This is a genomic window from Rheinheimera sp. (assembly GCF_036568245.1).
Taxonomy (GTDB): Bacteria; Pseudomonadota; Gammaproteobacteria; order Enterobacterales; family Alteromonadaceae; genus Alishewanella.
The window spans coordinates 1-23,273 of record NZ_DATCSY010000021.1 but is presented as its reverse complement, the minus strand read 5'-3'; the positions used below and the strand labels follow the sequence as shown (position 1 = coordinate 23,273).

General features: G+C 50.3%; 21 protein-coding genes. 5 read left to right on the top strand and 16 right to left on the bottom strand.

Annotated features, from left to right (window positions below):
- Nucleotides 1-842, bottom strand: an 842-nt coding sequence (gene htpX, locus VIN66_RS00915; RefSeq protein WP_331922243.1) for a protease HtpX, incomplete at its 3' end; no start/stop codon positions are given.
- Nucleotides 843-984: 142 nt separating this feature from the next.
- Here htpX and pepE point away from each other — a divergent pair.
- The gene (pepE, locus tag VIN66_RS00910) at nucleotides 985-1,686 is read left to right on the top strand and encodes a dipeptidase PepE (RefSeq protein WP_331922242.1); all 702 of its coding nucleotides are present in this window, start codon (nucleotides 985-987) and stop codon (nucleotides 1,684-1,686) included.
- On the opposite strand, the gene bioD is transcribed toward pepE, so the two are convergent.
- From bioD to bioB, 4 genes are read right to left on the bottom strand one after another with little or no spacing between them, the layout of a single operon-like run.
- A complete protein-coding gene (gene bioD, locus VIN66_RS00905; RefSeq protein WP_331922241.1) occupies nucleotides 1,666-2,352 on the bottom strand; it encodes a dethiobiotin synthase in 687 nt (228 codons plus the stop codon). The two genes, pepE and bioD, sit on opposite strands and share 21 nt — an antisense overlap.
- Nucleotides 2,342-3,151 (bottom strand): malonyl-ACP O-methyltransferase BioC, encoded by an 810-nt coding sequence (gene bioC / locus VIN66_RS00900; RefSeq protein ID WP_331922240.1) that lies wholly within the window; start codon nucleotides 3,149-3,151, stop codon nucleotides 2,342-2,344. Before bioC ends, bioD begins: the two co-directional genes overlap by 11 nt.
- Entirely contained in the window at nucleotides 3,148-4,299 is a 1,152-nt protein-coding gene (locus VIN66_RS00895) for an 8-amino-7-oxononanoate synthase (protein WP_331922239.1), read from the bottom strand. Before VIN66_RS00895 ends, bioC begins: the two co-directional genes overlap by 4 nt.
- A 5-nt stretch (nucleotides 4,300-4,304) precedes the next feature.
- Entirely contained in the window at nucleotides 4,305-5,345 is a 1,041-nt protein-coding gene (bioB, locus tag VIN66_RS00890; RefSeq protein WP_134054620.1) for a biotin synthase BioB, read from the bottom strand.
- Nucleotides 5,346-5,451: 106 nt separating this feature from the next.
- On the opposite strand from bioB, the gene bioA reads away from it, so the two are divergent.
- Nucleotides 5,452-6,723: an adenosylmethionine--8-amino-7-oxononanoate transaminase gene (gene bioA / locus VIN66_RS00885; protein ID WP_331922238.1), complete on the top strand. Its 1,272-nt coding sequence runs from the start codon at nucleotides 5,452-5,454 to the stop codon at nucleotides 6,721-6,723.
- Here bioA and VIN66_RS00880 read toward each other — a convergent pair.
- Nucleotides 6,720-7,094 carry a hypothetical protein gene (locus VIN66_RS00880; RefSeq protein ID WP_331922237.1) on the bottom strand — a complete coding sequence of 125 codons (375 nt, stop codon included), beginning with the start codon at nucleotides 7,092-7,094 and terminating at the stop codon, nucleotides 6,720-6,722. The genes bioA and VIN66_RS00880 overlap by 4 nt on opposite strands.
- Before the next feature lie 121 nt (nucleotides 7,095-7,215).
- On the opposite strand from VIN66_RS00880, the gene asnS reads away from it, so the two are divergent.
- A complete protein-coding gene (gene asnS, locus VIN66_RS00875; protein WP_331922236.1) occupies nucleotides 7,216-8,616 on the top strand; it encodes an asparagine--tRNA ligase in 1,401 nt (466 codons plus the stop codon).
- Nucleotides 8,617-8,705: 89 nt separating this feature from the next.
- Here the strand turns inward: asnS and VIN66_RS00870 are convergent, their stop codons facing one another.
- From VIN66_RS00870 to VIN66_RS00845, 6 genes are all read right to left on the bottom strand, one after another.
- Entirely contained in the window at nucleotides 8,706-9,002 is a 297-nt protein-coding gene (locus VIN66_RS00870) for a hypothetical protein (protein WP_331922235.1), read from the bottom strand.
- A gap of 239 nt (nucleotides 9,003-9,241) precedes the next feature.
- Nucleotides 9,242-10,372: an alpha/beta hydrolase gene (locus VIN66_RS00865; protein ID WP_331922234.1), complete on the bottom strand. Its 1,131-nt coding sequence runs from the start codon at nucleotides 10,370-10,372 to the stop codon at nucleotides 9,242-9,244.
- Between the two features lie 327 nt (nucleotides 10,373-10,699).
- Nucleotides 10,700-11,257: an NAD(P)H nitroreductase gene (locus VIN66_RS00860; RefSeq protein ID WP_331922233.1), complete on the bottom strand. Its 558-nt coding sequence runs from the start codon at nucleotides 11,255-11,257 to the stop codon at nucleotides 10,700-10,702.
- Between the two features lie 114 nt (nucleotides 11,258-11,371).
- Complete coding sequence (locus VIN66_RS00855) at nucleotides 11,372-12,784, bottom strand: glycogen/starch synthase (RefSeq protein WP_331922232.1); 1,413 nt, start codon at nucleotides 12,782-12,784, stop codon at nucleotides 11,372-11,374.
- 22 nt (nucleotides 12,785-12,806) lie between these two features.
- Nucleotides 12,807-14,039 carry a glucose-1-phosphate adenylyltransferase gene (gene glgC, locus VIN66_RS00850; RefSeq protein WP_331922231.1) on the bottom strand — a complete coding sequence of 411 codons (1,233 nt, stop codon included), beginning with the start codon at nucleotides 14,037-14,039 and terminating at the stop codon, nucleotides 12,807-12,809.
- A 248-nt stretch (nucleotides 14,040-14,287) separates the two neighbouring features.
- Nucleotides 14,288-16,306, bottom strand: coding sequence for an NADPH-dependent 2,4-dienoyl-CoA reductase (locus VIN66_RS00845; protein WP_331922230.1), 2,019 nt, complete (start codon nucleotides 16,304-16,306; stop codon nucleotides 14,288-14,290).
- A gap of 185 nt (nucleotides 16,307-16,491) precedes the next feature.
- On the opposite strand from VIN66_RS00845, the gene sppA reads away from it, so the two are divergent.
- Both sppA and ansA read left to right on the top strand, forming a co-directional pair.
- Nucleotides 16,492-18,372 carry a signal peptide peptidase SppA gene (gene sppA, locus VIN66_RS00840; protein WP_331922229.1) on the top strand — a complete coding sequence of 627 codons (1,881 nt, stop codon included), beginning with the start codon at nucleotides 16,492-16,494 and terminating at the stop codon, nucleotides 18,370-18,372.
- A gap of 33 nt (nucleotides 18,373-18,405) precedes the next feature.
- Nucleotides 18,406-19,449 (top strand): asparaginase, encoded by a 1,044-nt coding sequence (gene ansA / locus VIN66_RS00835; RefSeq protein WP_331922228.1) that lies wholly within the window; start codon nucleotides 18,406-18,408, stop codon nucleotides 19,447-19,449.
- 37 nt (nucleotides 19,450-19,486) lie between these two features.
- Here the strand turns inward: ansA and VIN66_RS00830 are convergent, their stop codons facing one another.
- The 4 genes from VIN66_RS00830 to VIN66_RS00815 form a co-directional block, all read right to left on the bottom strand.
- Complete coding sequence (locus VIN66_RS00830; protein WP_331922227.1) at nucleotides 19,487-22,192, bottom strand: DUF349 domain-containing protein; 2,706 nt, start codon at nucleotides 22,190-22,192, stop codon at nucleotides 19,487-19,489.
- Entirely contained in the window at nucleotides 22,182-22,463 is a 282-nt protein-coding gene (locus tag VIN66_RS00825; protein WP_134054978.1) for a YeaC family protein, read from the bottom strand. The genes VIN66_RS00830 and VIN66_RS00825 overlap by 11 nt, the downstream gene beginning before the upstream one ends.
- A gap of 2 nt (nucleotides 22,464-22,465) precedes the next feature.
- A complete protein-coding gene (locus VIN66_RS00820) occupies nucleotides 22,466-22,792 on the bottom strand; it encodes a zinc ribbon domain-containing protein (RefSeq protein ID WP_134054980.1) in 327 nt (108 codons plus the stop codon).
- Between the two features lie 34 nt (nucleotides 22,793-22,826).
- A partial coding sequence (locus VIN66_RS00815; RefSeq protein ID WP_331922226.1) for a serine hydrolase occupies nucleotides 22,827-23,273 on the bottom strand: 447 nt, incomplete at its 5' end.

The window sequence follows — 23,273 nt, the reverse complement described above, 5'->3', positions numbered from 1 at the left end:
ATGCGCTTTTCCAGCGGGGGGTGACTTAAAAACAACTCAGACTTATTAGCGCCACCTGCAATACCAAACGCCATCATACTGCCTTCCAGCCGGCTTTCGTGGTTATGCTTTAACCGCTCAAGCGCCGCAATCATCTTGTTCGGTCCGCCTTCCAGCCTTGCAGCACCCGCATCCGCGCGGTACTCACGTTGGCGCGAGAACCACATTACGATAATGCTTGCCAGTACACCAAACACCATTTCCAGTATCATCACGGTAGCAAAATATGCCAGACCGCCGCCTTGGTTATTATTATTGCCATTATTATTCAGCATGCCGGCCACAAGCCGGGCCAGGAAGATAACAAAAGTGTTTACCACGCCCTGAATAAGCGTCAATGTCACCATATCACCGTTAGCGATATGCGATACTTCGTGCGCCAGCACCGCCTCTACTTCATCCTCGCGCATGTTGCGCAGTAACCCAGTGCTGACTGCAACTAATGCATCGTTACGGTTCATACCGGTAGCAAAAGCGTTCATTTCCGGCGAGTCGTATATCGCCACTTCCGGCATGCCAATACCGGCCGCCTTTGCCTGACGCGCAACAGTATTCATTAACCATTGTTCCGTCGCGTTACGCGGCTGTTCAATCACCACGGCGCCGGTTGAGCGTTTCGCCATCCACTTTGACATCGCCAGCGAAATAAAAGACCCACCAAAACCAAAAACAGCAGCAAACACCAGTAGCCCACCAATACCACTGCGATCAATGCCGAGAATACTGAACACCACATTGAGCACTATACTCAACACCAGAATAACGGCTAGGTTGGTGGCTAAAAACAATAACACTCTTTTCATACTGCATACCTCAATTGGCTTACTGCTCTGTACTATATGGGCTGGATGGCGATTTTCAATTTTAACCAGATGGAGAATTGTAAGAAAAGATGTCGCCTGTATAAGTATTCGCTACAATAACGCGACTTTGAAGGAGCTAAACATGCAACTACTATTACTCAGCAGTTCCCGCGCCCAAAACAGTGACTATCTGGCACCGTATATGAACTGGATCACCGCTCACCTGACAGGCATCACTGAACTGCTGTTTATTCCTTACGCCGGCGTCAGTGTCAGTTACGACGATTATCTGGTAAAAGTACAGCAAGCTTTGGCGCCACACGGCATTAAGGTTCGCAGCATCCATCAATACCCGGACGCCCGTCAGGCCGTTATCGATGCGCAGGCCATCGCTGTCGGTGGCGGCAACACTTTTCACCTGCTTTATCAGTTATATCAACATGATATTTTAAAACTGATTAAGGAACGCGTAACCTCTGGCGTGCCTTATATCGGCTGGAGTGCTGGTTCAAATATTGCTGGCATGACCATCTGCACCACCAACGATATGCCGATTATTCAGCCTGCATCCTTTAACGCCCTGAATTTACTACCGCTACAGCTTAACCCACATTACACCGATTACATACCAGAAGGTTTTCATGGTGAAACCCGTGATATGCGCTTAGCAGAGTTTATGCAGCTTCACCCGGCTACACCTATCATTGCATTGCCCGAAGGTACAGCGCTTAAACGCAGTGGCAACAGCCTGAAGCTGCTTGGCGCTGCAGGGGGTTATGTATTTCTCGGCGGCAATAAAACGGCACTGCCACAGAACAGTGATTTAGCTGAGTTTTTGCAGTAACAATGCCGCCATTTGTTGCGCCAACTGCTGATACTGCGTCCGTGCGGGCGCATAAGGCACCACCGCCAAACAAGGTGCATTGATACGCTGTTGTAAGTCGGCAATATTTTGCTCAAGCAGTGCCATATCCGGGTCTATGCAATTTGCTACCCAGCCCACCAGCTGGCAGCCGCTGCGCTGTATCTCGCGCACGGTCAGCATGGCATGGTTTAAACAACCAAGTTTCATGCCAACCACCAGCACTACTGGCAGTTGCTGCTGCGCCACCCAATCCGCCAGATAGCGTTTTTCATTTAATGGTAATAGCCAGCCGCCAGCCCCCTCGACCAGCAGTTGCTGCACCGGCAATTGCTGCCAGGCGGCCAGGGCCTGGTTTAGCTGTGTTTCATCTATTGGCTGTTGCTCGTTCACCGCAGCCAGATGCGGCGCCACCGGAGCCTGATAACAGATAGGATTGACCGCTTTATAAGGTAACGCGATACCAGAATGGCGCTGCAATAGCAACGCGTCACCGTTAAAGCCTTCAGTGTCAGCCCCCGCCGCTATTGGCTTTACGCCCACAGCCGGGATATCTAACGCGTTAAAACCCTGTAACAGCATACTGCTGATATAGGTTTTGCCTGCATCGGTGTCGGTCGCAGCAACAAAGCAGGTTTTAGTTGCCATGTTTTACTCCGCTTATCACAACCACCTGATAGCTCGCCGGTAAACCCAGTACAGTGCGGTGCTGAGCATAAACTTCAGCCAATCGCTGCCAATAGCCTTTACCGGTTAAACCGCCAGCCTGTCTGCCGGCAACCTGATTAGCGCCCAGTGTTTTGAGTTCGCGCGCTATTGCCTGCACATTAGGGTAATACAGCGGATAGCGGCGCTGCTCAAACTGCCATTGCATACCACTGACTTTGCTGGCTGCCTGACGCAGTGCATCTGGCGGTAAAAAGTGGTTAACGTGCTGACGATTATCCAGCGCAGCAAATGCCTGTCTCAGCTCGCCCAGTGTGCCATCGACCAACGTGGTCATCACCACAGTACCGCCAGGCTTCAGCACGCGCGCAACCTCAGTAAATACCGCCACAGGTTCTTTGCACCACTGCAGCATCAGGCTGGAAAATACGTTATCAACGCTTGCATCTGCTAACGGCAGCTGCTGTGCATCAGCTTGCAGGTATTGGCTGGCTATATTTGCCTGTGCTGCTCTTGCTAACATACCGGCGCTTAAATCAATGGCGGTAAGCTTCTGGCAATGTTGGATTAGTCTTGGATGTAACCAGCCCGGGCCACAGCCCAAATCAAGCAGATGGCCATACGGTTGCTTTGGCAGCAAGGCCAGCGCATCCAGCGCCACCTGCTGCTGCAGGCGTGCTCCCTGTATATAACTGTCACTGGCGGCGCCAAAGCTTTTGGCGACCTTATTTAAAAATGGCTCAGATGAGATTTTCGCTGGGTTTTGCATTACAGCACTCATATTAACTGCCTTAACTGCTGTACTAATTGTCTGATATCACGCTCGGTATGCTGAGCACTCAGGGTAATGCGCAGCCGCTCGCTGCCTTTGGCTACAGTTGGCGAGCGAATAGCACTGAGCCAGATCCCTGCTGTCTTTAACTGCTGACTGACCGCAAGCGCCCGTTCACTGCTGCCCAGCACTACGCCCTGGATCGCGCTTTCTGACTTAAGCAGCGTTAAACCTTCTGCCAACTGGCGAAACAACGCGATATTGCTGTGTAGTTTGTCACGACGCCACTGCTGCTGGCGGCAAAGTGCAATGCTTTTTATCACTGCGGCGCAAAGTGCTGGCGACAAGCCTGTACTGTAGACATAGTGACGGCCAAACTGAGTCAGATAATCAATCACTGTTTTACTGCCGCCAATAAAGGCGCCGCCTACACCCAGCGCTTTGCCAAAATTCGCCATCAGACAAAACAGCTCTGCTGCGGCAATACCCTGCACAGCTGCAGTGCCTTTACCCTCTGGCCCGGTTATGCCAAGACCATGGGCATCATCCAGCAGCAAAGGCGCGTTAAACTGCCGGCAAACTGCCAGCGTAGCGCGTAAGTTGGGGCTATCACCGTCCATACTAAATATGCCTTCGGTCACGACCAGAGGCTGCGCCGTTTTCTGCAATATCGTTTCAAGCTGTGCAATATCATTATGAGCAAAGCGCTTTAACACAGCATCGCTGTGTAAAGCGCCGTCGATAAGCGAAGCGTGGCTTAGTTTATCCAGTACTAAGGTATCGCCTTTTTGCGCCAGGGTTTGCAGCATGGTCTGGTTTGCCGCAAAACCGGACGAAAACAGCATCACCTGCTCAGTCCCCAGCCAGTCACACAGTGCATCACACAACTGAGCATGCACCTGGTGCTGACCTGTTACCAGCGGCGAACCGGTGCTGCCGGCACCATAATCTCTGGCGCCGTCAGCATAGGCCTGCAGCACTTCAGGCTCGGTCGCTAAGCCCAGATAGTCGTTGCCACTGAAGTTAAGATAAGATGTGCCGGCGACACTTAGCAACCTGCCGTTATAGTGCTGCAAGGTTACCGGCGTACGCAGCAGTTGCTCTGCACTGCGCTTATCAATCGCCTGCTGTAACTGTGCCAGTCTGTCGGCGGACATTTTTTTTACTGCGCCGCGTGAAACAGTGGCGGGTTGGCCTGCTCTTTTATCGCATCGGCTAATGCCAGTTCATGCGCTTCATCCGACACATCGTGGCGCTGCTCTGGCTTAATTCCCAGCTTGGCGAAAAGCAGCATGTCGGCATCGGCTTCCGGGTTATCTGTTGTCAGCAGCTTATCGCCGTAGAAAATAGAGTTGGCACCGGCAAAGAAACACAGCGCCTGCATTTGTTCATTCATTCGCGAGCGGCCGGCCGATAAACGCACATGGCTTTGCGGCAGCATAATGCGTGCTACCGCTATGGTGCGGATAAACTCAAAAGCGTCCAGATCGTCAACGTTCTCAAGCGGCGTACCAGCCACTTTAACCAGCATATTAATCGGTACACTTTCCGGATGTTCTGGTAAGTTAGCCAGTTGCATTAACAGCGCAGATCGATCATTGGCACTTTCGCCCATGCCTAAAATACCGCCGCAACATACCTTCATACCCGCGTCGCGCACGTGGCTTAGGGTATCCAGCCGGTCCTGATAGGTACGGGTGGTTATAATTTCACCGTAAAACTCCGGCGACGTATCCAGGTTGTGGTTGTAGTAATCTAAACCGGCATCAGCCAACGTTTTAGCCTGCTCGCCAGTTAACATACCCAGTGTCATACAGGTCTCCAGGCCCATATTTTTCACGCCCTGCACCATTTCGATAATATAAGGCATGTCGCGCTGTTTCGGATTGGTCCAGGCGGCTCCCATACAAAAACGGGTTGCGCCTTTATCTTTTGCCGCTTTGGCTTGCGTCAGCACTTTTTCCACTTCTAATAAACGCTCGCGCTCAAGGCCGGTATTGTAGTGGCCACTTTGTGGACAATATTTGCAATCTTCAGCACAGGCACCGGTTTTAATCGACAGCAAGGTGCTTACCTGTACTTCGTTCGGCGTAAAATGCGCCCGGTGCACCGTTTGCGCCTGAAACAGTAAATCGTTAAAGGGTAAAGCGTATAAAGCGTTAACTTCGGCAAGTGTCCAGTTGTGGCGCACGACAGAATGCATAATATTCCCTGCGTAATTTGAGGTTATAGTGATTTTCGGCTAGTCTAACCGCCGCCCCTGCGTTGTCAACGCTGACCAGAGTTAAAACTTTACTACAGGTTAATAAATGAGCATTAATTTGGCGTTTGATCGCGACCACATCTGGCACCCCTACACCTCCATGCTAAAGCCGTTACCCGTGTACCCGGTAGTGGCCGCAGACGGCTGCGAACTGGTACTGGAAAATGGCCAGCGCCTGGTAGACGGCACCGCATCCTGGTGGTCGGCGGTACATGGCTATAACCACCCCGAGTTAAATGCAGCTGTTAGTCATCAGCTTGGCAAGATGGCACATGTAATGTTTGGTGGTATCACTCACCAGCCGGCAGTAACGCTGTGTCAGCAGTTGCTGGCTATGGTACCGGCGAATCTGACTAAAGTATTTCTCGCCGACAGTGGCTCTATCGCGGTAGAAGTGGCGATAAAGATGGCACTGCAGTACTGGCTGGCCAGCAACACGCCGCAAAAACAAAAACTGATAAGCCTGCGTAAGGGCTATCACGGCGACACCTTTGCAGCGATGGCAGTATGTGATCCGGTGGATGGCATGCACGATATGTTCGCTAACTTACTGCCACAACATTACTTTCTGCCAGCGCCGCAGAGCCGGTTTGATGGCGATTTCCAACCAGAAGATATCGAAGCGCTGCAAAACCTGCTGGCAGAGAAACATCACGACATTGCCGCGCTTATTTTAGAGCCGATAGTACAAGGCTACGGCGGCATGCGTTTTTATCACCCCGAGTATTTGCGTCGTGCCCGCGCCTTGTGTGATAAGTATCAGGTGCTGCTGATAGCCGATGAGATTGCTACCGGCTTTGGCCGCAGTGGTAAATTATTTGCCTGCGAACATGCTGGTATACAGCCGGACATTATGTGTGTCGGTAAAGCGCTAAGCGGCGGCTACATTACACTGGCGGCCACGCTTTGCACTGGTGAAGTTGCCCGGGGGATCAGCTTAAGTGCGGCGGGTGGCTTGATGCACGGCCCTACTTTTATGGCTAACCCGCTGGCCTGCGCGGTCGCCAGTGCCAGCCTTAACTTAATCAGCCAGGGTCACTGGCAACAGCAGGTAGCACAAATTGAAGCCCAGCTACAACAGGAGTTAGCACCGTGCCGCGCCTCTGCGCTGGTAAAAGATGTGCGGGTATTAGGCGCCATAGGCGTGCTGGAGATGCACAACAAAGTGGATGTTGCCGCCTTACAACAGCAATTTGTCGAGCTGGGTGTGTGGATCCGCCCGTTTAATAACCTGATTTATATCATGCCACCTTTTATTATCACCCCTGCGCAGCTTAGCAAGCTAACTGCTGCTATGTGCACTGTGGTTAACGTTTAAGTGTGCCAGAACAGATACAACAATAAGCTAAGGCAACTTATCAGCAGCAAAACAATATTAAAATGCAGATGATCTGAGCGCCGGCGCAGCCGCAACCGGTTTAACGCCAGGCTAAGACCACTTAATAACGCAGCAAAGGTTAGAAAATACTGCAACAAGTCCGTCAGCATCGGGTGCCACTCGTCGCGGATCTCTATGCCCCAGTAGCGCACCAAACCGGTGTCCATTTCCGGTTTGGCATAGTGCGCAATAATCATCGCCACCAGAAATAACAGCCAGCCAAGCACCGCCAGCCAGCTAAAGGCACGGCAGATAACATCCGGCCCCTGGCGGCGTTCATATTTTTCCGGTTTCTGTACTTCAGTGGTCAAGTTTTGTTGTCCTGCTAAGTTTTACTTCTCTGACTAAGTTTTACTTGTGTTGTGCGCTTGGCTCAGTATCATTACAGCCTTTATGCAGTTGTCTAAGTTTACACCCTCTGGAGTTTGTTGCATGACGCACGCCGTTATTAAAGATGTTTTAGCTGGTCGCTATGCCGTTGGTGATACTGTCACCGTTAAAGGCTGGATCCGCACCCGCCGCGATTCAAAAGCCGGCATTTCCTTTTTAGCTATTCATGACGGCAGCTGCTTCGACGCTGTGCAGGCCGTTGTGCCGGCAGAGCTGAATAATTACGAATCTGAAGTAAAGCGCCTGACCACCTCTTGTTCTGTAGTGGTAACCGGCACTGTAGCGCGCTCTGAAGGCCAGGGCCAGGCATTTGAGTTACAAGCCAGTCAGGTTGAAGTTTTAGGCTGGGTAGAAAACCCGGACACCTACCCTATGGCGCCAAAACGCCACAGTATGGAATACCTGCGTGAACACGCTCACTTGCGCCCGCGTACCAATATCATGGGCGCCGTTACCCGAGTGCGTCACTGTTTAGCTCAGGCTGTACACCGTTTTTTCCACGAGCAAGGCTATTACTGGATCAGCACGCCGATCATTACCGGCTCAGACGCTGAAGGTGCCGGTGAAATGTTCCGCGTCAGCACGCTCGATCTGGAAAACCTGCCACGCACAGACAAAGGCGCTATCGATTACAGCCAGGACTTTTTCGGTAAAGAAACTTTCCTGACCGTATCAGGCCAATTAAACGGCGAAACCTACGCCTGTGCTATGTCAAAAATTTACACCTTCGGCCCAACGTTCCGTGCTGAAAACTCAAACACCAGCCGCCATTTAGCCGAATTCTGGATGATTGAGCCTGAAGTGGCCTTTGCTGAATTAAAAGACATCGCCCAACTGGCAGAAGATATGCTCAAATACGTCTGTAAAGCCGTACTGACTGAACGGGCTGACGATATGGCATTCTTTGCCGAGCGCATTGACACCACCGCGATCACCCGTTTACAACAGCTGGTTGACTCAAGCTTTGTGCGGATGGATTACACCGATGCAATCGAGATCTTAAAAACCTGCGGTAAGAAATTTGAATACCCGGTTGAATGGGGCGTCGATTTACAATCTGAACACGAGCGCTACCTAGCCGAAGAACACGTAGGCGCGCCTATCATTATGCAAAACTACCCGAAAGACATTAAAGCCTTTTACATGCGCTTAAATGACGACGGTAAAACGGTAGCCGCCATGGACGTACTGGCACCGGGCATCGGTGAAATTATCGGTGGCAGCCAGCGTGAAGAGCGTCTGGACGCTTTTGATAAACGCTTAGATGAAATGGGCCTGGATAAAGAAAGCTACGGCTGGTATCGCGACCTGCGCCGCTACGGCACTGTACCGCATGCCGGTTTTGGCCTGGGCTTTGAGCGTTTAGTATCGTACGTTACCGGCATCGGTAATATCCGCGACGTTATCGCCTTCCCGCGTACACCAGGCAACGCAGAGTTTTAATAACTCCCGGTACGCAAAATGCAGAAAAGGCGCTTTAAACTGCGCCTTTTTTACTGCGTAAAATACCGGTTTTCAAGCAGCGCTTATGTTTAACCATATAAAACAGCAACTACTTTTTCTTGCGGGTTAAACTCTATATCGCAGCTAAGCAAGTGAAAATGCAGTGCGCTGCTGTGAATAACACGTTTACCCTGCTGCACATTTTCCACTTTGTATTCCGACAAACTAATCGTATTTAATTGCCGGATTACACTTGAGTAAGCCGTGCCTTTAGTAAAATTACCGCAAAGATAATACACTTCCTTTCGGGCTTCGTTTGCGTAAAAGCCGAAAACCAGAAAACCCAAGGTGCTGATTGATAAAGCAATAAATTTTAGTTTAAGCATAATTCCGCTGTTCGCTTTAACTTCTATTCTGCTTCTTAATGGGAACTATCCTGAACCAAAAGGCAGCTTCAAGCGCAAATCCTAAGATAACAAAGATGAACATACCTGTTTGACTACCATACCTGTATGACGCTATAGCCGCCAGCAACAATGCAGAAATGATGAGATACCGATAAAGCGTTTTCATATTATTCCTATTACTTAATGACGGTTGTTAGCCTTTTTAACCCATACCTATGCTAAGAAAATAAACCTTCTAGCTGTGCTTTTTGCTCTGAACTAAGTCCCTTTATCGATCTTAATGCGTCGGTAAGTGCAGCTTTAGCTTCTTCGGCCTTTTTAAAATGTAAGTAAGCCCGGATTAACGCAGCATGTGCATTTAAAGACTGAGGGTAAGTTTTACGATTCCAGCTCAGCAGTGCTAATGCATCTTCTTGCCGGTTCAGGTATTGCAACCACTGCCCATACCCTGCAGCCCGATCTTCAGGAATAACCATAGTAGTGTTCAAAAGCTTCGAACGTTTCTCAAAGATCATCTGCAGATCCGCTAAGGTTTGTGGCGACTCAGGGATAGCCCAACCTGAGAATAAGTGTTTTAAACCATAGTACTGGCCTTGCAACACGGTAGTATTATGAGTTTCATCGCTGAAAGTCTGGCTCGCTACTGCCAGCTTGTCAGTTGGATAGTGTTTTGTCAGATCGACAAACTTCTGGAAAGGTTCTGTCATTGTCGGTTCTTCATTGGCAATCGAAACAAATAAACGCCCTTGTAGCTGATAGCTTTGCAACGCCGCCTCCGACAGACCCAGCATTTGCTGTTTATGCCAATATAAAGACGGGCTTATGGCGATAACCCCATTAAACAGGCCTGGTCGCTTTATCAGTGCAGTAATAGCAAACTGGCCACCATGTGAAGTGCCAGACAACGCTTGATAATCCAGAGTTCGGTATTGCTGTCTCACCAAGGGGATAACTTCTTTCTCAACAAAGGCTAGAAATCGGTCGGCATTTTCTGACTGCTCAGGGTTTTGCTTCTCCGTACTGGTCAGCGTCAGATCTCTTTCACGCGTTTGCCGTGGGTTTACAATACCTACCACTATCATCTGTGGTGTCTGGTCGAACTTTGCTAAATAATCTACAGTACCTGCGGTATGAGGCCCCTGGATGTCACCGTCGGTGAGGTATAACACCGGAAAACGGTTCTCGTTGTTCTGGTAATCCGCAGGCAGAAATACTACCAGGTTACGTTTCTCTCCCAGCACAACGCTATCAATCACCAACTCCCGGACTTCAGGGTAATTCCCCGTAGCCCAACTACTGCAGTGGCAACCCGAGATGAGTAACAGCAATCCATAAATTACTCTTTTCATTAGTCTATTCTTTCCTTAATTTAATAAATGCTATTCGTGATTAGAATTTGAGATGATTTCAGCGCTAACGCTCGAACTTAGTGCAAAAAGATGAATACCGGTATGTCTGCACGACTTTTGTAAGCAGTTAATTTATAGAATGTATTTTGTAGCCGCAATAAATATATTTGTGCTGTAAACAGAACTTTCACGCTGGTTTAAGAAGGTTGAAACATGCCGCCGTCTATTCGCTGATTTATGGCACTAAGAGGGTAAACAAAAAAGCCGGGCACATACCAAAGCCCGGCTTTTGCGATTAGGCTGCGTTCAAAACGAACATTAATAACCTTACAGGTTGCTAAAAAACTCAGCAGGATCTGGCGCGTTGCGCCGCGGTGGCTCACCGTTTGGGGTACCCAGATATAAGAAGCCAACGATTTCGTCGTCTTCACCCAGGCCCAGTTCCTGTTTTACAAAGTCGAGCTGGGCGTAGGCACCGGTGCGCCAGATGCCGCCAAAACCCTGGGCGAATGCGGCCTGCTGCATAGCCATAACGGCACAGGCTGCAGAGTGCTGCTGCTCAGTTAACGGAATTTTGCCGCTATCGGCAGCTTTGGCAATACACACAATCACCATAGGCGCGCGCAGCGGCAGCTGGCGGGCGCGCTCCAGCATGTCATTACTGATCGCCGGGTCGTCTTCTACCGCCGCTTCGGCAAAAATGTCGCCTAAGCGGCTAAGCGCCTGACGGCCTTCTGCAATAATAAATCGCCATGGGCGTAAACCACCGTGATCCGGCACTTGCAGCGCGGCACGTTTAATATTGTCTAAAACCTCACCTGCGGGTGCAGGTTCAGTTAAACGGGCTGAAGAATAACGGCTGGTGAGTAATGTCAATGCATCCATAAAAAACCCCGATGGTGTTAGCTGCGCGCAGCCTAGCAAATTAACAGTAACCTTTACATCAGATTATGGCAAGGTAGAGCCTGTCTGATGGCCTTTCAAACAGTTTGTTGAAATTTAGTGCGCTCTGGCCCACAGTGCCTGCTGATATAGCGCCAAATACTGTTGCGCCGAGCTTTGCCAACTGAAGTTTTGTTGCATGCCATTTTGCTGCACCCGCCGGTAACAGGCGGTTTTACTAAACAGCTGCAGTGCCTGCTGCAGTGCCGCCAGTGTCGATTCTGCATCGGCGTCAACAAAGCCTATACCCGTAGCGCCCCTACCCGGCCACGGTTTAACGGTGTCTTTCAGGCCTCCTGTTAATCGTACCAGCGGTACACTGCCATAACGCAGGCTGTATAGCTGGTTAAGACCACAGGGTTCAAATAACGACGGCATCAGGAAAAAATCACCAGCCGCTTCTAATTGATGCGCCATCGCATCGCTAAACCCATGAACAAAACGAAACTTTGCCGGGAAATCCCACTGCAGGGCTTCAAGCGCCAGACAATACTTCGCCTCGCCGGTGCCCATAATAATAACGCGCGCATCCGCCGTTTCCAGCCAGGTACGCAGTGCCGGGATGAGGTAATCATAGCCTTTTTGCCCGGTTAGCCGGCTTACGCCGACAAACAGCGGCACGTTGGTTGCAGCCAGATGAAAATGCGCTAACATCGCAAGCTTACATTGCAGCTTGCCCTGCATAGCGCCAATATCAAAATACTGCGCCAGATAACTGTCATGTCCAGGGTGCCAGATATCATAGTCACAGCCATTTAAAATGCCGGAAAAATCAGCAATACGCTGTTGATATAACGCCGACAGCCCGGCCGCCTGCGGCTCCTTCATCAATTCATCCCGGTAACCGGCGCTTACTGTATTTAGCTTGTCAGCATATTTAAGCGCCAGTGCCAGAAAGTTCAGCTCATCGTGGTACTGCGGCTCCAAATCAAGCTCCTGACGCCAGTGCGATGCGCACCGCTCCTGATAAGCGCCATTGTGAATACTGAATACAAAAGGCAGCGTCGCCAGTGTAGTGTTAGCATAATGCGTTTTCAGGTAGCAGGCTGTAGCCGCACTTTGCCAGTCATGGCCGTGGATAAGGTCAAATTGCTGCTCTGTTTGCAGTGTCCACTCCAGCACCGCTTTACAGAAAAACGCAAAACGCAGCGGGTTATCGCTGTAACCATGCTCACCATCATCATACGGCCTTTCACGACGGAAAAAATCATCATGTTCAACCAGGGCGATATCGGCGCCATAGTGCTTAAACTGCCTGATAGCACAGCCGAATGGCCTGCCCGCTAGCGTAAAATACACTGATTGCCAACTGTCGGTATGCTGCTTATACAGGCTGGCGTAACGTGGTAACGCCACCGTCACCTGGTGGCCCGCGGCAATAAGGCTTTGCACCAGCCCACGGCACGCATCGGCCAGGCCGCCGGTTTTTATCAGCCCTTCATACTCACTGCATATAAACAATATCCGCACTATCTACTGCCTTTTTGTTGCTTTACTCAAACCCGATCATGGCGCCTTTGGCGATCACGATAACGCCGCTGGCGGAGATATGAAAACGTTGCTTATCCAGAACGGGATCCTCGCCGATTGTGGTGCCCGGCGCAATCTTAACGTCTTTATCAATGATGGCACGGCGGATGCGACAGCCCCGGCCTATGTCGTTATTGCCCATCAGCACACACTTTTCAATATAGGCATGGCTGTGTACATGTACGTTATGCCCCAGAATAGACTGGTAAACAATAGAGCCGCTAACGATACAGCCAGACGCAACCATTGAGCTTATGGCCTGCCCGGTGCGGTTTGCTTCATCGTGTACGAACTTTGCTGGCGGTACTGGCGGTGTGTAGCCCCGCAATGGCCAGTACCTGTTGTATAAGTCAAACGGCGGCTCAACAGAGATAAGATCCATGTTCGCTTCATAGTACGAGTCTATGGTACCTACATCGCGCCAGTAGCCGCTGCTGCTCGGGCTTTCGCCCCGGATAACATTAGACGAAAAATCATAGACATATACATCACCCGATGGGTATAGCTGCGGAATAATGTTATGGCCGAAATCATGTTTTGAGTCGGCTTTGGCGGCATCATCTTCCAGTACTGAAACCAGTGTTTTGGCTTCAAAAATATAATTACCCATAGACGCCAGTACAAAATCCGGGTTACCCGGTATTGTTTTCGGGTTGGTTTTCGGTTTTTCTTCAAAACCGATCATTTTGCCGTTGGCGTCGACTTCAATCACACCAAACTCGTGCGCCTGCGCTACCGGCACAGGTATGGCCGCAACGGTCAGGCGGGCATTTTTCTGCCGGTGGTAATCCAGCATCTGCCTTACATCCATTTTGTAAATGTGGTCACCACCAAATACGCAGACATGCTCCGGATCCAGGCCGTGGATCAGATGCAGGTTCTGGTAGATAGCATCCGCCGTGCCCAGGTACCAGTGCTTACCGGTTTGCATCTGGGCTGGTATAGGGTCAATAAAGCGGTTGGTTAAGCCGGTAACGCGCCAGGCACGGCTTAGATGTTTCATTAACGAGTGCGATTTAAACTGAGTAATGACAAAGATTTGCAGTAAATCTGAGTTAACAAAGTTATTCATCACGAAATCAATGATGCGATAATTCCCGCCAAAAGGTACAGCTGGTTTTGCCCTGACACCGGTTAAAGGTGATAAGCGCGTACCTTCGCCACCGGCCAGAATCATGGTTAATACCCCGGACATAAAGACTCCCTGTTCAGCTCAACGTGTGTAATTTATTTTCAGGTTGCAAAGCTAGTACCACAATAGCAGTAGCTGTTAGCAAATGGCTAGCAGTCCATAGCAATAAGGTTTCACACAGCATAAAACAGCAGAGATTTATGACACCGATATAACAAAGGCACCAAAAAGGTGCCTTTGTTTATTTGTTGCTCAGCATTGGTGCAGCGTCAGCACCAGAACAGGCCGTTATATTTTGTACTGCGGTTGGCTCAGATTACAGCAGCAAGTTCTGCTCCCTGCCGGATAGCTCTTTTGGCATCCAGCTCAGCAGCTACATCGGCGCCGCCGATAAGATGTGCTTTAATACCTTTTTGCGCAAGCTCCGGCACCAGTGCTCGCAGCGGTTCCTGGCCGGCACAAATCACCACGTTATCCACATTCAGGCAACGCTCTTCCCCGGCAATTTCAATCCACAAGCCGTTATCGTCAACACGCAGATAATTTACCCCCGCTATCATCTCGACGCCTTTCTTCTTCAACGAGGCTCGGTGGATCCAGCCGGTTGTTTTACCCAGGCCAGCACCCACTTTGCTGGTTTTACGCTGCAGCAGGTAAATTTTACGCGCAGCAGGTGGCTGGGTTTCATCGGGCAGCAAGGCGCCTCTGGCCTGATAGTTTTTATCAATGCCCCAGTCTTTTAACCAGGCATCTGGTTGCAATGTCAGCGAATGCGGCTCAGTTAAATACTCGGCAACGTCAAAACCGATCCCTCCCGCACCAATAATGGCAACATGCTGACCGACCGCTTTATGGTCACGCAATACATCCAGATAACTGAGTACTTTATCGTGGTCACTGCCAGTCAGGCCGATATCACGCGGTACTATACCGCTGGCCAGTACAACTTCATCAAAACCGCCACTGGCCAGGCTATCTGCCGTTTGTTCACTGTTTAAATGCAGTTTAACGGCATGTAATTCCAGCATACGGCCGAAATAACGTAACGTTTCATGAAACTCTTCTTTGCCGGGAATTTGTTTAGCGTAGTTAAACTGTCCGCCAATCTGATGCGATTTATCAAACAAATGCACTTCATGGCCGCGCTGAGCCGCATAGACGCTAAATGCCAGACCCGCCGGACCCGCACCGACAACGGCAATTTTTTTGCGCTGCTGCGCCGGGGTAAAATTCAGTTCAGTTTCATAACAGGCACGCGGGTTAACCAGACAACTGGCGCGCTTATTTTGAAACACATGATCAAGGCAAGCCTGATTACAGGCAATACAGGTATTGATGAGCCCAGCCTGGTTTGCCGCGGCTTTATTGACAAACTCGGCATCTGCTAAAAATGGCCGCGCCATACATACCATGTCCGCCTGGCCACTGGCCAGAATATCTTCAGCCACCTGCGGATCGTTAATGCGGTTGGTGGCAATCACCGGAATATTTACTTCTGCTTTTACCCGGGCGGTGACCCAACTGAATGCTGCCCGTGGCACCATGGTACCTATCGTCGGCACTCTGGCCTCATGCCAGCCAATACCGGTATTAATTAAGCTGGCGCCTGCTTCGGTAATCGCCTTTGCCAAAGCCACAACTTCGTCATAACTGTTACCATCTTCTACCAGGTCCAGCATCGAAAGACGGTAGACAATGATAAAATCTTCACCGCAGGCTTCACGCACCGCTTTAACCGTTTCCACGGCAAAGCGACAACGGTTTTCAAAACTGCCGCCCCACTCGTCTTTACGCTGATTGGTGCGCAGACAAATAAACTGATTAATCAGATAGCCTTCTGAGCCCATCACTTCAACGCCATCATAACCGGCTTTTTTAGCAAGCTTTGCTGAATGGGCAAAGTCTTTAATAGTGCTGCGCACCTGACGGGCTGACATCTGCGTTGGTTTAAAAGGTGTTATGGGCGACTTAATCTTGCTTGGTGCTACGCTAAATGGGTGATAGCCATAACGACCAGCATGCAACAGCTGCAAGCATATTTTCGCGCCATGCTGATGCACAGCCTGTGTCACTTCTTTATGTTTGCCGGTTTGCCACCAAAAACTGAGCTGGCTGCCGAAGGGCACCAGATTGCCGCGAAAATTCGGGCTGATGCCGCCGGTGATAATTAATCCTACCCCACCTTTAGCGCGCTCGGCATAAAAGGCGGCAAGTTTGGTAAAGCCTTGTTTTTCTTCTTCCAGCCCGGTGTGCATCGAGCCCATAATGACGCGGTTTTTCAGCGTGGTGAAACCCAAGTCCAGTGGTTGTAATAGTTTTTGGTATGCCACATCAGCCTCTCTGGTCGTACCTGTTGTTTGTGGCAGACTTTAGCTGCTTTGTCTGCTGATAGCAAGCTGCGCCTACATAGACGCTGAGTGTTACACATTTACTTACAAATTCCACTTAGCCTTTGACCGTAAATTGTTTAGCATACCAACATGCATAAATAGTGATGCAACAACAGGAATACCCTATGACCAATAAAAATCCCGGCCCTATCCGCCGGTTGTTCAGTGCCATTGGCCGGCTGTATCGCGGCTTCCGTTCTGTCATTCTCAACCTGCTGTTTATTGGCCTGGTTGTGGTTATTGCCATGTCAATTTTCGGCGGCGATGATGACGTTGAGGTGCCGCCAACGGCTGCGCTGGTGCTTAATCTGACCGGCGACCTGGTAGAAGAGAAGCGCTGGACAGATCCTATCGCGACAGCAATCAACGAAAGCCTGGGCGGTCAGGAAGAAGCACCTGAAGTGTTGGTCAGTGATGTGGTGACCGTGATAAAACAAGCCAGTAGCGACAACCGCATTCAGGCGCTGGTACTGGATTTATCGATGCTGGGTCATGGTTCACTGGATAAAATGCAGCGCATTGGTGCAGCCATCGAAAGCTTTAAAGCCGCCGGTAAAAAGGTGTTTGCCTACGGTGGTTTTTATGGCCAGACCCAGTACTACCTGGCCAGTTACGCTGACGAGATAAACCTGAGCCCGATGGGCACAGTGTTGCTTGAAGGTTATGGCAGCTATCCGATGTATTACAAAAATGCGTTAGAGAAGCTGAAAATCAACACTCATGTGTTCCGGGTAGGTACCTATAAATCAGCGGTAGAACCATTTTTGCGCAACGACATGTCAGATGCGGCAAAAGAAGCCAATTCTGCCTGGTTAAATGAGCTGTGGGGCGATTATAAAGAGCAGGTTGCACAGCGCCGTGGTTTTGCTGTTGATAACTTTGACGAAACCTACAGCTCGCTGCTGCAGAAGCTGCAAGCCGCCAACGGTGATTTAAGTCAGTATGCACTGAATGCCGGTTTGGTCGACAGCATCAAAACCCGTGAAGAATTCCGTCGCGAGCTGGTGGCGATTGTCGGTGAGAACGACGAGCACACCTATAACCACGTGACCTTCTCTGATTACGCGCATCTGGTCGTGCCATCAAAACAGTTTGATAACCCGGTTACCGATAAAGTAGCAGTGGTGGTAGCACGCGGTGTGATTGTCGATGGTTATGCCAAAGCCGGTTCTGTTGGCGGTGACTCTACTGCCGAACTGCTGCGTAAAGCACGCTATGATGACAAAGTGAAAGCGGTTGTACTGCGTATCGATAGTCCCGGCGGCAGCGCTTATGCGTCGGAAATAATTGGTCAGGAGATCCGCCTGCTGCGCGAAGCAGGTAAACCGGTTATTGCATCTATGGGCTCTGTTGCGGCGTCTGGTGGTTACTGGATAGCAGCGCCGGCAAATGAAATCTGGGCATCGCCTACTACCATTACCGGCTCTATTGGCATCTTTGGTCTGCTGCATACAGCTGAAGATGCGTTACCGGTGCTTGGCCTGAATGTAGACGGCGTCGGCACTACCGAGCTCGCGGGTTTAAGTAACGGCTTACCACTGTTTAAAGGTTTGGACGATAAAGCAGCTGATCTGTTTCAGCTGTTAATTGAGCGCGGCTACAGCGAGTTCTTAACGCTGGTTGGTGAAAACCGCAACATGACAGCAGAAGAAGTAGACAAGATTGCCCAGGGCCGTGTCTGGACGGGCCGCAAGGCACAGGAGCTGGGCCTGGTAGATAAACTGGGCAGCTTTGGCGATGCTATTAAAGCGGCAGCCGATAAAGCCGGTTTAAGCCACTATGATGTCAAAGTGGTACAGCAGGATCTGACGCCGGGCGAGCAGATGATTAAAGATTTACTGGGTGAAGCCAAGGCTCAGGGTTGGTTGCCACAAACGGCGGCCAGCGCAGAGCAGAAACTGCTTGGTAAGCTGACGAAGCAGTTGAAACAGGATTTTGTTCTGATGAACCAGTTCAATGATCCAAATGGCGTTTATTCATACTGTGTAAGCTGCAGCGTTAACTGACAGCCCTGACAAAGTCTATTACAATGCCCGGCAATGACCGGGCATTTTTATATCGATAATATGAGCAGAAAACGTATTTATGTCGCCTACACCGGCGGCACCATCGGCATGCAACACTCAGATCAAGGCTATGTACCTGTACCGGGCTTTTTAACCGATACGGTAAAAAGTATGCCGGAGTTTTACCGGCCGGAAATGCCTGAGTTTGATATTCACGAATATCACCCGGTGATAGATTCATCCGACATGACACCCGAGCATTGGCGCCACATTGCAGAAGACATTCAACAGCAATATCCGCACTACGACGGTTTTGTTGTGTTGCATGGCACAGACACTATGGCTTATACCGCATCAGCGCTGTCATTTATGCTGGAAAACCTGCAAAAGCCGGTTATTATTACCGGCTCGCAAATCCCGCTGGCACAAATGCGTTCAGACGGACAAGTGAACCTGCTAAATGCGCTGTATCTGGCAGCGAACTACCCTATTGCTGAAGTTGCCTTGTTTTTCAACAATCAGCTGTTTCGCGGTAACCGCGCCACCAAAGCCGATGCCAATGGCTTTAATGCGTTTGCTTCACCTAATTTTCCACCACTGCTTGAAGCCGGTATTCATATCAGCCTGGTTGCCGGCAAATTAAGTCAGACCAAACTGGCAGCCCCGTTGACACTGGCACACATTATTCCGCAACCGATCAGTGTGGTGACCTTATATCCTGGCATCAGCACTGAAGTGATCCGCAATATGACCGCTGCGCCGGTAAGAGCGTTGATTATCAAATCTTTTGGCGTTGGCAATGCACCGCAGCGGCCAGAGTTGTTACAAATTCTCAGTGACGCCAGCCAGCGCGGCCTGATTATTGTAAACTGCACCCAGTGCTTTAAAGGCACCGTTAATATGCAAGGCTATGCCACCGGCAATGCCCTGAAACAAAACGGTGTGATAAGTGGCTACGATATGACATTGGAAGCGGCACTGACCAAGTTGCACTATTTACTGAGTAAAAACTTGTCTGCTGACGAAGTACGCCGGCAAATGCAGCAAGACCTGCGCGGAGAGCTGACAGCAGGTTAACCTGCTGTCATTTATGGCTTAGCCAAATAAGCACAGCTCAGGCAAAAACGGCCTTTACCCGCTGCAACAGCGGTAGCTCTTTCGCTTGTACAGCACCGAACTGCAACCAGCGACGCAGCAGACTGTGTTTATCCAACGCCACGCCCTGATTATGCTTATCTGACAACAGTAACAGCTGAACTTGCTGCCTTGCCGCCTGATCGGGTGATGGCATATCGGTAACAATTTCCAGCGCCAGTGTCAGTTGCTCGCGACTGAACTGTTGTTCTTGCTGTTTGGCAAACACATCCCTGTACGCAGCAGGCAATTGTTCGGCACTGACCTCAGGGTCTTGTAGCAGCTCAAACATGGCCGCAAATTCCTGAGTGTTCTGTTGCAGCAGCCATTGTTGCTGCGCTTGCTGTAGTTTACTTTGCAGCTGCCGCACACTTTGCTGTGCGCCCACGCTGTGAGTCTCTATCGCCTGCAGCTTTTGCTGTAATGCGCTGAACTCTGCTGCACTGTCAGCTTGTTGTAATAAGGCGTCTAACGCATTGAGTTGCAGAGTAATCTGTTCTAACTCCGCTTGCTCAGCGGCTTTTTGCTGCAATGCCTGCTCCGCCCTGGCATTAAAGAAGCTGTCACACACTGCACGAAATTCTGTCCACAGTGCCTGATCCTGCTTACGAGCGGCCTGGCCCAGTTGCTTCCATTGTTGCTGGCACTCCTTTAACGCTTTGGCGGTCAGGTTAGCATCGTTCAGTGCTAAGGCGCTTTGTGCTTTGACAATAAGCTGCTGTTTAGCCTGAGCAACCTGTTGCTGGATTGCTGTCAGGTGTTCACGCGAAGGCGCCAACGCCTGAGTAAAAGCGTCGTTTAATGCGTTAAATTGCTGTTTATCCACTGCCCCGGCTTGTTGCCAGGCCTGCTTCAACTGGTGCAGTTGTTGTTCCAGTGTTTTCGCATCCAGTTGTTCTGGTTGTATCGCTTGCGCGCTGGCAATAAGTTGCTCACGCTGCTTTACATGCTCTGTGCGAAGTGCGTCCTGCGCAGCAAAATAGCTGCGACATGGTGCAAATGCCCGCTCGCAGGCTGCATCAAAATCATCATTTAACTGCTGCTCCAATGCCGGATCAGCCTTACCCAATGAGTTCCACTGTGCCCGCGCCTGCTTCACCTCATCGGCGCGCTGACGGATAAGATTATCAGGCAGCTCTGCGCTGAGCGCCTGCATTTGCGCCAGTAATTGTTGCTTACGTGGCGTCGCGATATACTCCTGCCAGTCTGCAAGCTCGGCCATTTTTTCACTGGCAAACTCGTAGTCTTTAGCCAGTGCCTGTTGCTGCGATGCCGACAGCTGCGCATAATCCTGCTCTATGCCCTTAAACAGACCAAACAGCACCTTATATTTTCCAGCCGAATATAATCTGCGGTACTGCGCCAGTTTACTGCGGCATTGCCGCTGTATTTTCTCACTCTGTGCGGTAAAGCCAGCCACTGCGTTTTGCCATTGTCGGGCCAGGTCATCTTTTGCCTGCTGCAGACTATCCGGTACGGCTATTACCAAGGCTTTGCTCAGTCTGCGCCAGTCTTGCTGCCATTGTGACAGCTGCGTCGCCAGTGGCTGATATTCCTCCACTGTTGACGGAACTTTCTGAGCGGCCCAGTCTGCAATCAACCGGGTAAGCTGCGCCAGTTGATCCGCTAACGCCGGTAATTGCTGTAGCTGCTGCTGTAATTGTTTGACCTGCTTTGTCAGCGCGGATTTATCTGTAACATCAGCCTCTGCCAACGCCTGCTCAATGGCCTGTAAATGCGATTCCAGTTGTTGCGCTGCGCTGATATCAGCAGTTAACATCGCCTGCTGCAAACCCTGCTTAATAGTATCAACTTGCTGCTGCAACGCCTGATAAGCGGCCCGCTGCTCTGTTTCTCGCTGTTGCTGCGCCTGGATCTCGTTCAGCTGCGCCAGTTTCGGTGCCAGCCATTGCTGCAGTTGGCTGATGATTTTTTCATACTTAACACGAAATTCCTGCGCCTCCTGCGCCAGGCACTCCAGTTCAGGTTCCAGTTGCTGCCACTGCGCCTGATACTCTTCAAGCTGTGCCGGTATTTGCTCCAGCACAGTGCGTTCACGTAACGCATTTAATTTTGCCAGCAGTAACGTCAGTTGTTTACGCAGCTGCGGCGGCTTTTGCTTTTGCTCATGCAGTGCTTGCAGTCTTTGCCGCACCTCAGTTTGTAGCTCACCGTCAAGCTGGCGCGCCAGCTTCTCCAGCACTTTCTCATCGGTAAGGTCAGCCAGCAATTGTCGTTTTTGTGCCAGCTGTAATACCGGATCCTGTAGCGCTTTGTAGTTCAGCTCTGCTTTATTAAGGCGCTGTAACAAACTAAATTTAATACCAGCATCGCGTTCTGTTTGCGCCAGTTGCTCCAGAATACTGCTACGGTTACATTGAGCAATAAACTGCAGTTTTAACTTCGCTTCCACTTTATTTTGCAGCAACTGTTCTATCAGCGTTTGCTCTGCCAGATGCTGTATGCGCTCAGCACTGTCGTGTTTACTTGCCTGCCACCACAGTGAAAAGTCATTTAGTTTCAGTAATGCCGCTTTACGTACAGCTTCAGCACCATCGTTAAACGCCAGTTCATGCAGTATGCTCTTATGCTCTTGATTATTTTGATCTAACTGCGCTATAGCTTGCTGGCGTACCGCAGCATCGGCGTGCTGCCATTTTGGTTTGAAAAAACGTTTAAAGATCATCGTGCGAAAACCTTGCGATAGACGGCTGGGTATCGAATTGCTTTTTAAGCTCGGCTTTAGATTTATGTACCATCTGACCATCTGCCCCTATGGTGAACAGCTCATCAGATTTAAGCACCTGCGCCTGATAGGCCATCACCAGCTGCAGGCTATGCTGACGCTGTGCATCGCTAAGGACATTACCATCAGCCCAGCGGCCGGTTGCTACTGCTTCGGCCAACTTTTCATAAGTATCAGGCGTCATGGCCTGCACAAGAGCATTAAAATTCATCTTTACTTACGCTTCTTCATAAACATAATGCGGGCCCGGCTAATAATGTACCAGCAGAAACCTAACCCTATAGCGCCGCCGGCAATATATTGCTGCGCACTGCCGGCTTCCGGATCCCACCAGTACATCAGGCCAAAACCGGCCAGAAACAGCAAGAGTGCAAACATCGAGTGATTAACCAGACTTTGTGCTTTATCCAGCGCTTTGCTGCGTGCTAAAGATTCACGTTTCTCCGGTGTTAAGCCGGCGACATCGCCATTGCATTTGCTGCATGTTGCCGTTTTATCGGAAATTTTGTGCCCGCAAAACGGACAGGAAATAATCGCCATGGTACTCCAACCTTAATAAGGCAGCAGGATAAGCCTACTGCAACGCCTGGTATATTTTACTCATGATGCTGCCGTACATACCAGTTTCAAACCTGTCGCCAGCAAAATAATAGCCGTTCTCACCTTCACTCAGGATTGGGCTGTGTTTTTTGTTCGTCAGTAATACTACCACTAGGCCATAGTATGGGTCGATAAGTGTTGCTGTACCTGTCCAGCCGGTATGACCAAATGCATAAGCACTGGCATAAGGGCCGAAGTGCCAGTTCAGATCGCCACCTGTGGCAGTGCGCCAACCCAGGCCAACAGTATGATCAGATGCTGATGGCCGTACAAACTGTTGTACAACAGCAGGACTGAATACGGGTGTTAATCCATAACCACCATGCAGCGCCAGCATGGCAAGGCTTGCCGTTTCCCGGGCGGTGGAGAATAGCCCTGCGTGGCCGGCGACACCATCAAAAGCATAATGTGCTTTTTCATC

Coding starts and splice junctions, on each gene's coding strand:
- VIN66_RS00870 (WP_331922235.1), bottom strand. CDS start 9,002: ATGCTTAAACTAAAATTTATTGCTTTATCAATCAGCACCTTGGGTTTT.
- VIN66_RS00865 (WP_331922234.1), bottom strand. CDS start 10,372: ATGAAAAGAGTAATTTATGGATTGCTGTTACTCATCTCGGGTTGCCAC.
- VIN66_RS00825 (WP_134054978.1), bottom strand. CDS start 22,463: ATGAATTTTAATGCTCTTGTGCAGGCCATGACGCCTGATACTTATGAA.
- glgC (WP_331922231.1), bottom strand. CDS start 14,039: ATGTCCGGGGTATTAACCATGATTCTGGCCGGTGGCGAAGGTACGCGC.
- VIN66_RS00820 (WP_134054980.1), bottom strand. CDS start 22,792: ATGGCGATTATTTCCTGTCCGTTTTGCGGGCACAAAATTTCCGATAAA.
- bioC (WP_331922240.1), bottom strand. CDS start 3,151: ATGAGTGCTGTAATGCAAAACCCAGCGAAAATCTCATCTGAGCCATTT.
- sppA (WP_331922229.1), top strand. CDS start 16,492: ATGACCAATAAAAATCCCGGCCCTATCCGCCGGTTGTTCAGTGCCATT.
- bioA (WP_331922238.1), top strand. CDS start 5,452: ATGAGCATTAATTTGGCGTTTGATCGCGACCACATCTGGCACCCCTAC.
- ansA (WP_331922228.1), top strand. CDS start 18,406: ATGACCGGGCATTTTTATATCGATAATATGAGCAGAAAACGTATTTAT.
- VIN66_RS00895 (WP_331922239.1), bottom strand. CDS start 4,299: ATGTCCGCCGACAGACTGGCACAGTTACAGCAGGCGATTGATAAGCGC.
- bioB (WP_134054620.1), bottom strand. CDS start 5,345: ATGCATTCTGTCGTGCGCCACAACTGGACACTTGCCGAAGTTAACGCT.
- pepE (WP_331922242.1), top strand. CDS start 985: ATGCAACTACTATTACTCAGCAGTTCCCGCGCCCAAAACAGTGACTAT.
- bioD (WP_331922241.1), bottom strand. CDS start 2,352: ATGGCAACTAAAACCTGCTTTGTTGCTGCGACCGACACCGATGCAGGC.
- VIN66_RS00860 (WP_331922233.1), bottom strand. CDS start 11,257: ATGGATGCATTGACATTACTCACCAGCCGTTATTCTTCAGCCCGTTTA.
- VIN66_RS00830 (WP_331922227.1), bottom strand. CDS start 22,192: ATGATCTTTAAACGTTTTTTCAAACCAAAATGGCAGCACGCCGATGCT.
- asnS (WP_331922236.1), top strand. CDS start 7,216: ATGACGCACGCCGTTATTAAAGATGTTTTAGCTGGTCGCTATGCCGTT.